This is a genomic window from Synechococcus sp. RS9902 (assembly GCF_014279635.1).
In the GTDB taxonomy this organism is placed as follows: domain Bacteria; phylum Cyanobacteriota; class Cyanobacteriia; order PCC-6307; family Cyanobiaceae; genus Parasynechococcus.
On the sequence record NZ_CP047949.1, the window covers coordinates 1,910,852 to 1,925,636 of the forward strand.

Sequence of the window (14,785 nt, forward strand, 5' to 3'; positions counted from 1 at the left end):
AAGGTTAAGGGCCCGCAGCTCCCCTGGCTTGGTCAGAGCAGGCCGAGGGCGTGCAGCGGCCCTTGACCACTGATCAGCTCGAGCAAAAAGGCTGAAAAACCAACCATGGCCAGACGGCCGTTCCAGACCTCGGAACTATTGTTCCAACCCCATTCCCACTTCTCCTGGGGATAGAGCTTCACCTTGTTGGGCAGCTCCGCCGCCGCATCAAGACTCACCTCAGGGCCCTGCAGGCTGGTGGCCACGAGATCCGCCAATCCCTCGATGAAGGGGGCATAGGTGTCGAGAGCACGCACCCGACGGAAATTCACCACACCGGCTTCGGTGGCCAACTCCCGGTATTCGATGTCGATTTCCTCAAGGGTCTCGATGTGTTCGCTGACGAAGCTGATCGGCACCACCACTAGATCGTTGGTCTTGGCTTGACCCAATTCCTCAAGGGCCTCCTCGGTGTAGGGCTTGAGCCACTCCACCGGACCCACACGGCTTTGGTAGGCCAGGGTGAAGGGGTTCTCGTGGCCCATCTGAACGGCCAACTCCTTCATGATCAAACCGGTGCAGGTTTCGATCTCCTTCTGATAAGGGTCGCCCGCCTCTTCGACGTAGCTCTTCGGCACACCGTGGGCACTGAAGAAAACGTGGGCCTTCGTGGGGTCGTCGCTGTTGCGGACCTCTGCCGCGATCAGCTCGGCCATGGCCTTCACATAGCCCGGGTGGTCAAACCAGCTGCGGATGCAGCGAATCGGCAACTTCTCAAAGGCCGGATCCGCCTGACGCAGGCGCTGCAGCTCACGGAAACTGGATCCACTGGTGCTGATCGAGAAATGGGGGTAGAGGGGGAGCACCACCACCTCATCCATGCCATCGGCCTTGATGTCCGCCACAGCGGATTCGGTGAACGGATGCCAGTAGCGCATGGCCACGTAGCTGGTGGCATCAATGCCACGCTGACGCAGCAAGCTCTGGAGTTCACGGGCCTGCTGCTCGGTGATGCGCCGCAGCGGTGAACCGCCACCGATGGAGCGATAGGCCTCCTGCGACTTGCCACTGCGCAGCGTGCTGATCAACCAAGCCAGGGGCTTCTGCAGCGCCGGGCTGGGAAGCCGAATGATCTCGGGATCGGCGAACAGGTTGTAGAGAAACGGGCCAACGTCCTGGATCCGCTCCGGGCCACCCAGGTTCAGCAGGACGACACCGACGCGAGACATACCGATCAGAACGGTTTTCGGGGGTTGAGCGTAGCCGCCGCGGACGCGATCCTTGGTTCCAACGACACATTTATGGAGCTCAAAAGTGCGCTGGAGACCGCCAATGCGCAGCTGGCGGCACAGGGGTCACGCCTGCGCATCGAACAGCGGGGTCGGCGGCTGAACCTGCGCGGGTCTCTGCCATTGCGTGGGGATCCGAGCCGGAACGGCCTGCAACGGATCAGCCTGGGGCTGATGGCCGATGCAGCCGGACTGAATCAGGCCCTCAGCACCGCTGCCCTGGTGCAACTGCAACTGGAGCAGCGCAGTTTTGATTGGACGCTCTGGTCGGCCTCCACCTCTGCAGCCACGGCCAGAGGACGTTCGATCGGGATCCAGGCCGCCATCGAAAGCTTCGAAGCAGCCTTTTTTGCCGACCCGCGTCGACGCCGTTCCCCGGCGAGCAGTCGCACCACCTGGACCAGTGCCTACTTGCCCTACCTCCGGCGATTGGCGCGTCAGTGCGGTGATCAGCCGCTGGAGCCAGCACTGCTGATGCAGACGCTGACCAGTTACGACGACGGCAGCCGCAGCCGGCAGCAATGCGCCACAGCCCTGGCCGGTCTGGCCCGGCACCTGGAGCTGCCCTTGCCGGAGGACTGGCGCCAGGAGGCCGGCGGCTACGGCCTGCACCGGGCTCGGTTCCGCCAGCTGCCCACAGATCCACAGATCCTCGAGGCCGCAGGCCGCATCCCCAATCCACAGTGGCGCCTGGCCTTCGCCCTGATGGCCACCTACGGCCTGCGCAACCACGAGGTGTTCTTCTGCGATTGCTCCTCCCTGGCACCGGGCGGGGATCAGGTGCTGCGGGTTCTGCCCACCACCAAAACCGGTGAACACCAGACCTGGCCGTTCCACCCCGACTGGGTCGAGCACTTCGGGTTGCAGGAGCTGGCGGAGAACCCGGCCGCGCTGCCAGCCATCCAGACCGATCTGCGGCGCACCACCCTGCAGCAGGTGGGACGGCGGGTGAGTGAGCAGTTCCGCCGTTACGACCTGCCGATTACCCCCTACGACCTGCGCCACGCCTGGGCGGTGCGCACCATCCATGTCGGCCTGCCGGACACCGTCGCCGCCAGGATGATGGGCCACTCGGTGACGATCCACACCCGCACCTATCACCACTGGATCACCCGGCGTGATCAGCAGCAGGCGGTGGATGCAGCCCTGGCCCGGCAACCGGCCTGACAACACCCTGTCTGCTTTTTTTCACTTCAACGATGACCTCATTTCTGAGGCCGCTGGCCTACCGCTACCGCTGGATTTACGACACGGTGACGGCGGTGTCGTCGCTGAGTGTTGGCGGGGTGGAGCGCCTTCGGGGCCTCGGGCTCGAGGCGGTGCAGCCCCATCTCAAGCCCGGCGCGGCGGTGCTGGATCTCTGCTGCGGCAGTGGCGAAGCAGCGGCCCCCTGGCTGGCGGCGGGCTATGCCGTGACGGGGCTCGATGTCTCCCCCCGAGCCCTTGATTTGGCCGCCCAACGCCACCCCAGCCTGGAGCGGGTGGAAGGGCTGGCCGAAGATCCGCCCCTGGCCGATGCCAGCTTCAGTGCCATCCAGCTGAGCGTGGCCCTGCACGAATTCCCCCGCAGCGATCGGGAACGGGTGCTGCGCAGTGCCCTGCGGCTGCTGGAACCGGGCGGCTGGTTGGTGCTTGTGGATCTGCATCCGGCGGGACCTTGGCTGAAGCTTCCCCAGCAACTGTTTTGTGCCCTGTTTGAAACCGACACAGCCACAGCCATGCTGGAGGACGACCTCCCCACCGAGCTGGAGCAACTCGGGTTCAGCAGCGTGAGCCAGGAACTACTGGCGGGTCGGGCCCTGCAACGCATCACGGCCACTCGGCCTCGATAGAACCAACACCCCTCCAGAACCAACAGCCCCTCTCCCCATGAGCACCAACGACCTCGATCAATCCGCCGCGGAACTGGGCATGGGGGGCAAGCTCGCTCCAGAAACCGACGATGCCGATTACCGCAAACGGATGGAGCGGCGCCAGCAGGTGCAGAAGCAAAGGGTGGAGGAACGCAACAAGGAGAAGGGCCTGGTGCTGGTGTTCACCGGCCAGGGCAAGGGAAAAACCACCGCCGGGCTTGGGCTGGTGCTGCGCACCCTTGGCCATGGCGAGCGGGTGGCGATTGTTCAGTTCATCAAGGGGGGCTGGGAGCCCGGCGAAGCACGGGCACTGCAGGCCTTCGGTGAGCAGGTGAGCTGGCATGCCCTGGGGGAAGGCTTCACCTGGGAAACCCAGAACCGAGAGCGGGATCAACAATTGGTGGAGGCGGCCTGGCAGACGGCCCTGGGCTATCTGCGCGATGCCAGCGTGAAATTGGTGCTGCTCGACGAGCTGAACGTGGCCTTGAAACTGGGCTACATCGAGTCCGGTGTGGTGATCGCCGGATTGAACGAGCGACCGGAGCTCACCCACGTGGCGGTGACCGGCCGGGGTGCACCAGCCGAGCTAGTGGAGCGGGCTGATCTGGTGACGGAGATGACCCTGGTGCACCACCCCTTCCGCGAACAGGGGGTGAAGGCCCAGGCGGGCATCGAGTTTTAGGGGTTGAACCAGCCGGCCTCAGGCAGCTTCAGTGGCTTCGAGATCATCCTGAAGATGACGGGTAGCCGCGGTAAGCACCGACAGCCCACTCACCAACAAAGCGCGATGCACCACCGGCTCACGCCAGCAGTCGGGATCCTGACTGGCCCGTTCCAGGGCTGAAAGCGTGAGACGGGCCATCACACCGCTTTGGGTGGCATCGGTCTCTGGCATCAAACAGCCGCGGTTTCCCCATCCAAGCGGCGATCAGAGGCTTGTGCCAGTGCTTGCTACTGTCGAAAGGATCTGGACCGTAGATGACCTACACACGCGTCCTGCTGAAACTCAGCGGCGAAGCTCTGATGGGATCTCAGGGCTATGGCATCGATCCCGCCATTGTTCAGTCGATTGCTTCCGATGTGGCCAAGGTGGTGGCCAATGGCACCCAGCTGGCGATCGTCGTGGGCGGCGGCAATATCTTCCGCGGGCTAAAGGGGTCTGCAGCGGGCATGGAGAGAGCCACAGCTGACTACGTCGGCATGTTGGCCACGGTGATGAACGCCATCACCCTCCAGGACGGGCTCGAGAGGGCCGGTGTTCCCACCCGGGTGCAGACCGCCATCGCCATGCAGGAAGTGGCGGAGCCTTACATCCGTCGCAAGGCGATCCGGCATCTGGAGAAAAACCGGGTGGTGGTGTTCGGCGCCGGTTGCGGCAACCCGTTCTTCACCACCGACACCACCGCTGCCCTGAGGGCCGCCGAAATCAATGCCGATGTGGTGTTCAAAGCCACCAAGGTGGATGGGGTCTACGACAAAGACCCGGCAAAGCACGCCGACGCGGTGAAGCATGCGCAGCTCAGCTATCAGGATGTACTCAGCGGCGAGCTGGGCGTAATGGACAGCACCGCCATCGCCCTTTGCAAAGACAACAACATCCCGATTGTTGTCTTCAACCTCTTTGAACCTGGCAACATCGGCAGAGCCGTGGCTGGGGAACCGATCGGGTCCCGCATCGGCGACCCCTCCTAATCAACGCCAACCCAGTTCGCACGCCTCCTCTCCAAGCAACCATGTCGACCCAGGACCTCGAAGCCAGCATGCGCAAGTCGGTGGAGGCCACCCAGCGCAACTTCAACACGATCCGTACTGGCCGGGCCAATTCCTCCCTGCTGGACCGCATCAGCGTCGAGTACTACGGCGCTGACACACCGCTAAAGTCGCTGGCGACCCTGTCGACCCCGGACTCCCAGACCATCCAGATCCAACCGTTCGACATCAGCGCCTTGGCCTCAATCGAGAAGGCCATCGCGATGAGTGAGCTGGGCTTTACCCCAAACAACGACGGCAAGATCATCCGCATCAACGTGCCGCCCCTCACCGAGGAGCGCCGCAAGGAGTTCTGCAAGCTTGCTTCGAAGTACGCCGAAGAAGGCAAGGTGGCCCTGCGCAACCTGCGCCGCGACGCGATCGACAAGATCAAGAAGCAGGAAAAAGAAGGCGAGTTCTCCGAAGACCAGAGTCGCGACGAGCAGGACGGCGTTCAGAAAACACTGGACAAGTTCATCGCCGAGCTGGAACAACACCTGGCCACCAAGGAGGCCGACATCCTCAAGGTGTGAGCAACGATGCAGATCGCACCCACGACGTCCTGATCGTTGGATCCGGTGCCTCTGGCGGTGCGGCGGCAGTTCATCTCGCATTAGCTGGCCATGACGTTCTGACGCTTGAGCGCGACGCCGAACCGCGGATCAAGCCCTGTGGTGGAGGCATGGCGGCCTCAGTTCAGCAGTGGTTCCCCTTTTCATTGGAGCCAGCGGTGGAGCAGGTGATCGGTCAGGTGGATTTCAGTTGGGGCCTGGAGGATCCAGTGGTGGCCGAGTTGCCAGGGGATGCACCGTTCTGGATCGTGCGCCGCGAAACGCTGGATCAACTGCTCTCAGATCAGGCCATTCAGGCTGGGGCAAAACGCCTTTCAGGCGTTGAAGTCAATGACATCCAGCGCCATGGAGACGTCTGGCAAGTCACGGCAACCGACGGACGCCATTGGCAGGGGCGGGCCGTGGTGATCGCAGATGGTTCGGGATCCCCTTGGCCCCAACGGCTCGGCCTGGGAGCCAAACAGCCCCAGATGGCCACCACCATGTCGGTGCGACTAGAGGGTCAAGGCAAACTCAGCGATGGCACCACCCGCTTTGAATTCGGCCTGGTGAAACAGGGCTTCGCCTGGGCCTTCCCCCTCGCCGGTGGTGTGAACATCGGTGTGGGCAGCTTCATCGGCAAGCAGGATGCCGACCCGGAGCAGGTGCTGGCTCAGCTGTTGCCGGATCTGGGCTTCGCCGCCGATGCAGGCATCCGTCAGCGCGGCCAACTGCGGGTGTGGAACGGCCATCACCGTCTTGATGGCGACGGCATTGTGGTGGTGGGCGATGCGGCATCGCTGTGCGACCCCTTTCTGGCGGAAGGGCTACGCCCCGCCCTGATGAGTGGCTGCGAGGCGGCTCGACATCTGAACCGATGGCTCAAGGGCGACAGCAACGATCTGAGGGGCTACAGCCGCAGCATGCGGGAGCGCTGGGGTGAGTCGATGGCCTGGGGCCGACGCATTGCCCAGGTGTTTTATCGCTTCCCCGGTGTGGGGTATCAGCTGGGGATCAAGAGGCCCACCGCACCACGGCGAATTGCTCAAATTCTCTCAGGGGAGATGGGCTATGGCGACATCGCCCAACGGGTGATCAAGCGGCTGCTGCTGCAGCGCAACTAAAGACCGAGGCTGAGCTGCTGGCTGCCGTTGTCGGGTTGCTGAGGTTGGCGCCGGCGGCGGCGAGACGTTGTTGGCTTCAACCCCGCCTTGCGGGAGCCATGTTTGCGCTGAATTGCATCGGCATGGCGATCAAAACCGGCCAATCGACGAACCTCCCAGATGCGGTCTTTGGCGTCCTGCATCGATGTGGTCACATCAACGATCGGTGCCGGCATGCCACCACCCAGCATCCAGGGCTCATGGATGTGAATCGTGGGCACCTCCTTGAGTTCAGGGCACCACTGCCGGATGAACACCCCCTGGGGGTCGTGGTCCATGCCCTGCTTGATCGGGTTGTAGATCCGAATCGTGTTGATCGAAGTGCTGCCCGACTGCATCTGGCATTGGCTCCAGTGAATCCCCGGTTCGTAATCCACAAACTGACGGGCCAGATGCAGGCCACTGTCTCTCCAGGGCAGCCAGAGGTTGTAGCTGGCAAAAGACATCAACATCGCCCGCATGCGGAAGTTGATCCAGCCATGGGCCCGCAAGGCGCGCATGCAGGCATCCACAAAGGGGACGCCAGTGCGACCTTCGCTCCAGGCCGTCAAGCGCTCGGCGTCCGCTGCGCGAATGCCCCGCATGAACGGATGGAAATCGCTGAATTCAATCGCTGGCTGATCCTCCAACTTCTGAATGAAATGGCAGTGCCAATGCAGCCGTGATTCAAAGCTGCTGACGCCGCGGCCGCTACAGGTGCGGCTGGTCTGCAGCACTTCCCGCATCGAGAGACAACCCCAGGTGAGATAGGTCGAAAGCCGAGAACAACCCTTGAAGGCCGTGTTGGGGCTCGACATCGACCGTTGATAACGCTGGGAACGGTGCTGCAAAAAGTCGTTCAACTCCTCCAGGCCGTTCGAACGCCCTCCGATCTGACGCTGCGGACACGGATCCGAAAGCAGCTCTGAACAGGGGCGCTCCGGGATCAGGCCGGGATCAATGCCCTCCAGCGATTGCAATGCGGCCGGCTCGGGTGTGATGGACCCAGTCATCTGAACCTCCCAGCGTTTGGCCCAACCATTGCGGCTGCGCATCCGGCGCGTCACCCCGAACTGCGGGATTTCCGTCCAGGCAATGCCGTGCCGACGGGCCCAGGCGCCAACGCGTTTGTCGCGCTGGTACGTCCAGCCATTGCCGGTTTCCTCATGGCTCCACAGCCCATCGATGCCGAACTGACGCCGGGCTCGTTCCAGCACCTGCACCACATCCCCAGCGCGCACCACCAAGGGTTGGCCCCGATCCGCTAGGGCCTGGCGCAACTCCAGCAGCGACTCCCGGCAAAACATCCACTGCCGCTCGGAGGCATCGGGCTGCCGCCACAACTCCGGCTCCACCACATACAGCGGCAGCACCAAACCCCGCTCCGCAGCAGCCACCAAGGGCTGGTGATCAACGATCCGCAGATCACGCTTGAACCAGACGATCTGCAGCGCTGCCATTCACTGCAATGGAAAGGACCCGGTTCTAGTGGATCCGGAGCTCCAGCCAAGCTTCAATCCACTGCCATTTCCATGACATCGTCAAAGCGGGTTTTCACCGTGTTGCGGAAACCCACCACATCCAAACGGCGCGTCATCAGTGCGGCAGCGAGGAAACAAACCATCTGCAAGCCGAACACGCCGCCATAGGCAGCAAACAAATCACCACCGTTCCAGGCTTTGAGCAAGGTGAGCAGCCCGCCTCCACTGATGGTGGCCAGGCCGCAGGAATAGGCATAGCCCGCGCCCCAAACACCTAGCAGAAAGCCGGTACGTCCGGGCTGCACAAAGCTGAACATCAAGGTGAGGCAGGCATTCATGCACACCCCAAGCGACAGGCCAAACAAACCAATGGCTGTCCGCAAAAGGGGGATGGACTGCCCAGAACCGGCCCACAGCATCAACAGCAAAGCCAAAGCAGCCAGCACCGCACCCACCCGGGCCGTTCTGATGTTGCCGGCACGCTCAATCAACCAGAACCCACTCAGACCCAGGCCAGCAAAGAAGCCCAGGGCAATCAACACATTCTGCGATGTAGTGGCACAGACACTCATGCCAAAGATTGCGGCCCCGTAGGGCTCAAGCACCGCATCGTTGAGGAACATGCTGAAGGTGAACAGGGACAGCACCCCGAGGAAGCGGCCGGCCTGGGGGATGGTGCGCAGTTGCAACAACAACTGGGGCAACGCCAACCGCTGGGGGACATCGGGGGGGGACTGGCGCCGCAGGCAGCATCAAGCCTGTGGTGCGGCGCTCCACGCCAAAGACCGACACCACCCCAAGCCCCAGCAGCAGCAGCGGCGTCACCAGCGCCAGACGCTCCAAACCAGCCAGCACCGCAGTGCGGCTGGCATCAGCCGCACTGGCACTGCCGAACACCTGATTCACCAGAACACTTCCCAGCAACACCCCCAGGAGACGCATCCCCCACACCACCGACAGCACCCGCGGCCGTTCGACTTCCGTGGTGCGATCCGCAATCAAGGCTGAAAATGCCATGCCACCAGCGGCAACCGTGGTGCCTATCCCAACAAAAACCAGGATCAACAAACCCATCAGCAGTGCATTCAGCTCAGCGCCGGAGTCCTCCATGCTGGTGGCCAAGCGCAGCACCACCTGGCAAGCCACACCGAACAACAGGGCAATCGCGACAGTGCTGATGATGATGAAAGGCGTGCGCCGCAGCCGGCTGATGGGGATGCGATCGGAACGATGGCCGAACCAGGCGCGGGTAAACCCCATCAACTGCTGACCACCAACGGCAACAGCCGCCAGCACCGCCGGGACCTGGATGTCTTGAATCAACAAACGATTGAAAAGTCCCAGGATCAGGACGCCGAGGATCCCCAGGCTGAGCTGGAACAAACCCAACTGCAGCGCCAGACGCAGGGGACGGCTGTGCACCAAGCCAGACTCAAAAGTTGGGCGATTATGTCGTTTTCGCTTTAAAAATCGACCCGCCCGCCGATCATCCGTCGGCCAACTTGATGTCCCGCAAACGGGCATCAATCGATGCGAGGAGTTGCACCGCAAACATCGGCGTCTCCTGAACCGCAAACAGGAACTTGTCGCGGTTCATGGCAATCAAACGGCAATCACTGGTGGCCGTGGCGGTGCTCAGACGCTGATGGTCCTCCATCACCAAGGCCCCCGCGCCAAACACATGACCCACAGGGATGTCTTCATGTCCCTCATGGCCTGCTGAATCGATCCAGGTGAGCCGCACCGATCCCTCCAGCAGGCCGTACATGCAGGTGCCGGTTTCGCCGGTACGAAACAGCACGTCACCCTGATTGAGATGAATCATTTCGGCCTTGCTGGCCAAAGCACGCATGGTGTCGAGGGCATGCATGGAACCAGCGCGACTCAGACAGAGGTCAGCGTCAGTGCTGCGCCAAAGCCTTTGCGCACATCCTCCTGAGAGATCAGACCGTCGTGGTCCTGATCGAGGGCATCAAAGATGGCATCACTTCCGAGCCATTCTTCGCGGGTGATCGAGCCATCACCGTTCATGTCGTTGAGCATGAAGATCTCGGAAACGGCGTGGCGGAAGGCGGATCCACCCTCCAGTTCAGCCAGACGATGGGCCAGTTGATGCTCCAGGGTTTCAATGGCTTTACTGAAGCCCTTAATGCCCTCGGTGAGTTTGTCGCTGGCCATCCGATCGTCCTGCATCAGTGCATCAAAGGTGGCGCGATCGACGTGGATCTTGGCTTCGCCATCGGTGGGATGGGTGGCATCCAATTTCTGGGTCAGCACAGCATCCGTCTCACGGAGCTGATCCAACAACTTCGGTGAAATCGTGAGCAGATCACAACCGGCCAACTCCGTGATCTCATCGATGTTGCGGAAGCTCGCCCCCATCACCTCCGTGCCGTAGCCGTGGGTCTTGTAGTAGTTGAAGATCTTGGTCACCGAAATCACACCCGGATCCTCAGGTCCGGGGTAGGAGTCGCGCCCGGTTTCGGCCTTGTACCAATCCAGGATGCGCCCCACGAAGGGGGAGATCAGAGTGACGCCGGCTTCGGCACAGGCAACGGCCTGACCGAAACCAAACAGGAGGGTGAGGTTGCAGTGAATCCCCTCTTTCTCAAGCACCTCGGCAGCTTTTATGCCTTCCCAGGTGGAAGCAATTTTGATCAGAACCCGATCGTTGCTGATGCCGGCATCGTTGTACAGACGAATCAGCTTGCGTCCTTTTTCAATCGTGGCGTCGGTGTCAAAACTCAGGCGAGCATCCACCTCCGTTGACACACGACGGGGAACAATCTTCAGGATCTCCTTGCCGAAGATCACACTGATCTCATCGAGCGCTTCCCGCACCACGTCTTCCACCGCTGCATCACTGCCCATCAACTTGCGCGATGACCGCAAAGCCTCATCAATCAGGCTCTGATAGGCCGGAATCTGTGCAGCAGCCAGGATCAACGACGGGTTGGTGGTGGCATCCCGAGGGGTGAACTTGCGGATCGCCTCCAGATCACCCGTGTCGGCAACGACCACGGTCATTTGTGAAAGCTGATCGAGCAGGCTGGCCATGATGTACGACGGCTCAATACCCGTAACGTAGCCGCGCTTTTTGATGCGTCAGCTGTTCAAAAGCTTGTTCAATTCAGCAGGTTTTGAGGGGGCGATGCGCTCCACAACCAGCAAGGCATCAATGATCTGCTTGGCGACAGGAACGGCCACGGTGGAGCCATAGGCGTGTTCGCCTTGGGGCTCATCCACCACCACAAACACCACATAACGGGGATCCTCAATCGGCAAGGTCGCCACAAAGCTGCAGATCTTGGCTCCTGGGAGATAGATCCCATTGAGGGCCTTCTGCGCCGTTCCTGTTTTGCCACCAATTCGGTAGCCGGGTGTTTTCACACCCTTGCCACTGCCCTGATCCACCACAGATTCCATCCACTGGAGCACCGTGCGCGTGACCTCCGGGTTCAGCAACTGCAGACCACTGGGTGCCGCCGCCGGAGCCAGGGCATCACCCGAGCGAAAGCCACGGGTGATGTGGGGACTGATCAACTTGCCACCGTTGGCCAGCATCCCGTGCAGCTGCACCAGCTTGAGCGGTGTGAGCGAAAACCCCTGACCAAAGGCCGTCGTCGCCGGCTCGATCGGCTGACTGGTGAACTGCTTCTTGCTCTTGAGCTGACCAGCCACCGCTCCAGGGAGGTCGGTGTCAGGACGCTGATTGATGCCAAGACGCTCCATCCAATTCCAGTAGGCGTCGTCGTCGAGACGGCGCATGGCCTGGACCATGCCGACGTTGCTTGACACCTGCAGCACGGTGGCGAAATCCACCAAACCATGGGCTTTTTTGTCGTGGTTGTTGATCGGCCAACCACCAACCATCAACTTGCCCACATCATTCACCCGATCCGTGGCCTGAATGGCACCGTCCTGGAGGGCAAGAGCCAGGTTGATCGGCTTGAACGTTGAGCCTGGTTCATAGAGATCCTGAACGGACCATTCACGAAACCGCCCCGTGGGGAAGTCCCAGTAGCGGTTGGGGTCATAGGTGGGTGTCGATGCCAGCACCAACAACTCACCGTTGGTGGCATCCATCACGATTGCGGCGCCCTTCTGGGCTTTCCACTTGGCAACCTGCTCAGCAAGAGCTTTGAGGGCCACCTGCTGAAGCCTGGAATCCAGCGTCAGCTGCAGGCGTAAATCATCGCCATAGAAGGCTCCCGGGGCGAGGTTGGCCGGCAGCGGCGTGCCATCAGCACCCCTGCGGAGGTATCGGGTTTGCTCATGGCGAGCCAGATCCCCATTACGGCTCTGCTCAAGACCCGCTTGAGGTTGCCGCTCCGCATTGAGAAAGCCCACCACGTTGGCGAACAACGACGCCTGGGGGTACACCCGCTGGGGATAGGCCTCCAGATCCAGTCCGCTGATTCCAAGGGCCCGGATGCGATCGGCCGTTTCCGGATCCAGCTCCTCAGCCAATTTGATCCCCGAGGCCTGGGTTCCCATGGCCCTCAGCAGCGCAGGCGCAGGACGAGCCAAGGGATCGGCCAACACCGCCGCCACATCTTCGGCAGGGCGGACAAGGTTGGGGGCATCTCCCGGCATGTTGAAGTAGCGGGGATGGGCCCAGAGCCGGAACCGCTTTTCATCCATCGCGACCAAACGGCCAGTGCGATCGACGATCGGACGGCGTTGCCCCAAGGGTTGGGTGCGCTGGGTTTGCAGCTGACGGGCACGCTGCTCCAGGTCGGGGGCTTGCACCAACTGCAGCCAGGCCATGCGACCCACCAGCCCCAACAAGCCTGCCGCCAAGATCCAGAAGATAATCCAAAGTCGCTTGGGGGGAACCTTGGTCAGGGGAACGACCCGCGCGCGGGAGCGGCGCGAACGGATGGGTCGACGCCCCGACGCCCGCGTCATCAGTACCCCGCCCGGATGGGCTGATTCCCCAGGGCCTTGAGCGATGCCATGGGCGAGGAAGCGGAGGTTTGCAACGCGCCCAGATCAGGGCGATCAAGATGCACCAGATTGGCCACCTGCGTTGGCACTAGACGGTTGGGCTGCTGAGAACGCAGCAACAGGTGCTGCTCCATCAGAGCGGTTGATTCCGTCAACCGGTGCGCCTGGGTTCGGGTTGCCTCCAGCAGTCGGAAGGCCACAGTCCAGCGATGCTGCCAGTGCAGCGTGAGACCAGCCAGAACGGCAACCGCCGCAATCAACCCCAGCAGCGTGCCGTCCATCAGGCGATGGAGCCCCCCAAGAAGAGGCGAGCGTCGTGCAATGCGTCCGGAAGACAGTGACCCTTGAATCAGCTCGAAAGCTGTGGTCGATGCACGCTGTTCCGGAGCGGCAACCACCGGGATCACAGGCGAATAGGCCAGTGAACCACCTGTAGAAAGGCGGGGCAAGGTTCAGAGCAGCAGCAGGTTGAGGAACGTCACGGCGTTCCAAAGCCCATGCATCAGCACCGAGGGCCACAGGCGTCCGCTGCGCAGCCGCACCAAACCAAGCCCAACCCCCAACACCGTGAGCGGCGCCAACTCGCCAACACTGATGTGGGCCATGGCAAACAACAGGCCACTGAGCAGGACCCCCGGGAGAGGACCGAGTCGCATCGCCAACACCGGCAGCAAGGCACCGCGGAAAATCGTCTCCTCAAACAGCGGAGCCAGCACAACCGCAGTGAGCGCAAGCAAGGCCAGGGCAAGCGGATCACGGCTGCCGAGCACCAACTCCAACAGCGGATTGCTGCCCCCGGGATCACCGACCAGGCGCACGAGCAACCACCCCGTGAGCATCACCACCGGCGTCACCATCAACCAGCCCGCCAGGGCATCCCGCAGAGCTGAAAGCAGCGGACGCACGCGCCACTGCATCCACCCCCCCAGCGGCGCCCTTTCCATGGGCAACGAGCGCAGTTGCCGCCACAGGATCAGCAGGCTCGGCAGGGCCATCACGCCGTAGTTGATCACCACACTGACGGCTTCACGACGAGGGCTGCCCAGCCCCGCCGTCAGTGCACCCACCAAGGGAAACGCCACCAGCGGAACGCCAACGGCACTGATCACCACAAAGCCACCGGCCACCAGCAGGGCCATATCAACCAGGGTCAGCTCCGGCCCCTGAACATCGGGCCAGGCCATCAGCCGACCTCGCAGCAGACGCCAGGCCTGACCAAGCAGCAACAGTCCACCGAGCAGGGCCGTCACCAGGGGCAGCACCGTGCTGACGGCCAAACGGAACGCCGCTTGCCCCGCGGCTGCAGCATCGATACAGAGCGTCGGGTCAGAGGCGCCCGCTTCGCAATGCAGCTGCTGGAGCAACGGGTCGTCGCCTTGGCGATCGAGCTCCGCTGATACGGAACCTTGGCCCTTCAACAACAGAAGCATCTGTTGCTGCCGCTCATTGCGCTCCTCTGGGCTGATGCCCTCCAGGGCCTTGAGCAGCGCATCCCGCGGCGACTCCCCCAGGAGAGCGCCCCGCAACGGGGGCGGCACCGCTGGTTCAGCAAGAAGCGTCAGCTCCTGCTGCTGAAGGCTCAAGGCCGGTGCCACCGAAGGTCGCGAGAGGCTGTCCATCAAGCCCGACAACCAGATGAAACCGGCCAAAGCGAGGGACAAGGCCGCCAGAAGTCCCTTCCAGCGCGGGGAAACCGGTTGTGGGGAACTGGGCACCAGCGGGCTTCAACTGCCCACGATTGTCCCCCCGAAAGGCCGCTTCCATACGATGGCCGCGCCCTGACGCTGAACC

At 62.3% G+C, this 14,785-nt stretch carries 16 protein-coding genes; 6 read left to right on the plus strand and 10 right to left on the minus strand.

Annotated elements, in window-relative coordinates; translation table 11 throughout:
* Nucleotides 1–32: 32 nt before the first annotated feature.
* On the minus strand, nucleotides 33–1,208 hold the full coding sequence (gene hemH / locus SynRS9902_RS10515) for a ferrochelatase (RefSeq protein WP_115161360.1): 1,176 nt from the start codon (nucleotides 1,206–1,208) through the stop codon (nucleotides 33–35).
* A 72-nt stretch (nucleotides 1,209–1,280) separates the two neighbouring features.
* Between hemH and SynRS9902_RS10520 the strand changes: the two genes are divergently transcribed.
* From SynRS9902_RS10520 to cobO, 3 genes are read left to right on the plus strand one after another with little or no spacing between them, the layout of a single operon-like run.
* Nucleotides 1,281–2,435 (plus strand): site-specific integrase, encoded by a 1,155-nt coding sequence (locus SynRS9902_RS10520; RefSeq protein WP_186510621.1) that lies wholly within the window; start codon nucleotides 1,281–1,283, stop codon nucleotides 2,433–2,435.
* A 32-nt stretch (nucleotides 2,436–2,467) separates the two neighbouring features.
* The gene (locus SynRS9902_RS10525; protein WP_115080721.1) at nucleotides 2,468–3,100 is read left to right on the plus strand and encodes a class I SAM-dependent methyltransferase; all 633 of its coding nucleotides are present in this window, start codon (nucleotides 2,468–2,470) and stop codon (nucleotides 3,098–3,100) included.
* Nucleotides 3,101–3,137: 37 nt separating this feature from the next.
* Complete coding sequence (cobO, locus tag SynRS9902_RS10530) at nucleotides 3,138–3,803, plus strand: cob(I)yrinic acid a,c-diamide adenosyltransferase (protein WP_186509078.1); 666 nt, start codon at nucleotides 3,138–3,140, stop codon at nucleotides 3,801–3,803.
* 18 nt (nucleotides 3,804–3,821) lie between these two features.
* On the opposite strand, the gene SynRS9902_RS10535 is transcribed toward cobO, so the two are convergent.
* Nucleotides 3,822–4,016, minus strand: a complete 195-nt coding sequence (locus tag SynRS9902_RS10535; RefSeq protein WP_186509079.1) for a hypothetical protein — start codon at nucleotides 4,014–4,016, stop codon at nucleotides 3,822–3,824.
* A gap of 83 nt (nucleotides 4,017–4,099) precedes the next feature.
* Here SynRS9902_RS10535 and pyrH point away from each other — a divergent pair, with 83 nt between their 5' ends.
* The 3 genes from pyrH to SynRS9902_RS10550 are packed head-to-tail and all read left to right on the plus strand — an operon-like array spanning nucleotide 4,100 to nucleotide 6,545.
* Nucleotides 4,100–4,813 carry a UMP kinase gene (gene pyrH / locus SynRS9902_RS10540; protein WP_115008677.1) on the plus strand — a complete coding sequence of 238 codons (714 nt, stop codon included), beginning with the start codon at nucleotides 4,100–4,102 and terminating at the stop codon, nucleotides 4,811–4,813.
* Between the two features lie 41 nt (nucleotides 4,814–4,854).
* Nucleotides 4,855–5,403 carry a ribosome recycling factor gene (gene frr / locus SynRS9902_RS10545; protein WP_115008676.1) on the plus strand — a complete coding sequence of 183 codons (549 nt, stop codon included), beginning with the start codon at nucleotides 4,855–4,857 and terminating at the stop codon, nucleotides 5,401–5,403.
* Complete coding sequence (locus SynRS9902_RS10550) at nucleotides 5,400–6,545, plus strand: geranylgeranyl reductase family protein (RefSeq protein WP_186509080.1); 1,146 nt, start codon at nucleotides 5,400–5,402, stop codon at nucleotides 6,543–6,545. Before frr ends, SynRS9902_RS10550 begins: the two co-directional genes overlap by 4 nt.
* Here the strand turns inward: SynRS9902_RS10550 and SynRS9902_RS10555 are convergent.
* The 8 genes from SynRS9902_RS10555 to SynRS9902_RS10585 all read right to left on the minus strand — a co-directional run bounded on the left by SynRS9902_RS10555 (nucleotide 6,542) and on the right by SynRS9902_RS10585 (nucleotide 14,709).
* A complete protein-coding gene (locus SynRS9902_RS10555) occupies nucleotides 6,542–8,023 on the minus strand; it encodes a deoxyribodipyrimidine photo-lyase (RefSeq protein WP_186509081.1) in 1,482 nt (493 codons plus the stop codon). The two genes, SynRS9902_RS10550 and SynRS9902_RS10555, sit on opposite strands and share 4 nt — an antisense overlap.
* 53 nt (nucleotides 8,024–8,076) lie before the next feature.
* Complete coding sequence (locus tag SynRS9902_RS13745) at nucleotides 8,077–8,733, minus strand: PucC family protein (protein WP_255446112.1); 657 nt, start codon at nucleotides 8,731–8,733, stop codon at nucleotides 8,077–8,079.
* Entirely contained in the window at nucleotides 8,642–9,466 is an 825-nt protein-coding gene (locus SynRS9902_RS13750; RefSeq protein ID WP_255446113.1) for a PucC family protein, read from the minus strand. The genes SynRS9902_RS13745 and SynRS9902_RS13750 overlap by 92 nt, the downstream gene beginning before the upstream one ends.
* Before the next feature lie 64 nt (nucleotides 9,467–9,530).
* Entirely contained in the window at nucleotides 9,531–9,914 is a 384-nt protein-coding gene (locus SynRS9902_RS10565; protein ID WP_186509082.1) for a Crp/Fnr family transcriptional regulator, read from the minus strand.
* 14 nt (nucleotides 9,915–9,928) lie between these two features.
* Nucleotides 9,929–11,101, minus strand: coding sequence for a transaldolase (locus SynRS9902_RS10570; RefSeq protein ID WP_186509083.1), 1,173 nt, complete (start codon nucleotides 11,099–11,101; stop codon nucleotides 9,929–9,931).
* 48 nt (nucleotides 11,102–11,149) lie between these two features.
* A complete protein-coding gene (locus SynRS9902_RS10575) occupies nucleotides 11,150–12,955 on the minus strand; it encodes a penicillin-binding protein 2 (protein ID WP_186509084.1) in 1,806 nt (601 codons plus the stop codon).
* Nucleotides 12,955–13,443, minus strand: coding sequence for a hypothetical protein (locus SynRS9902_RS10580; protein WP_255446114.1), 489 nt, complete (start codon nucleotides 13,441–13,443; stop codon nucleotides 12,955–12,957). Before SynRS9902_RS10580 ends, SynRS9902_RS10575 begins: the two co-directional genes overlap by 1 nt.
* A gap of 3 nt (nucleotides 13,444–13,446) precedes the next feature.
* Nucleotides 13,447–14,709: a CPBP family intramembrane glutamic endopeptidase gene (locus SynRS9902_RS10585; protein ID WP_186509085.1), complete on the minus strand. Its 1,263-nt coding sequence runs from the start codon at nucleotides 14,707–14,709 to the stop codon at nucleotides 13,447–13,449.
* Nucleotides 14,710–14,785: the final 76 nt, after the last annotated feature.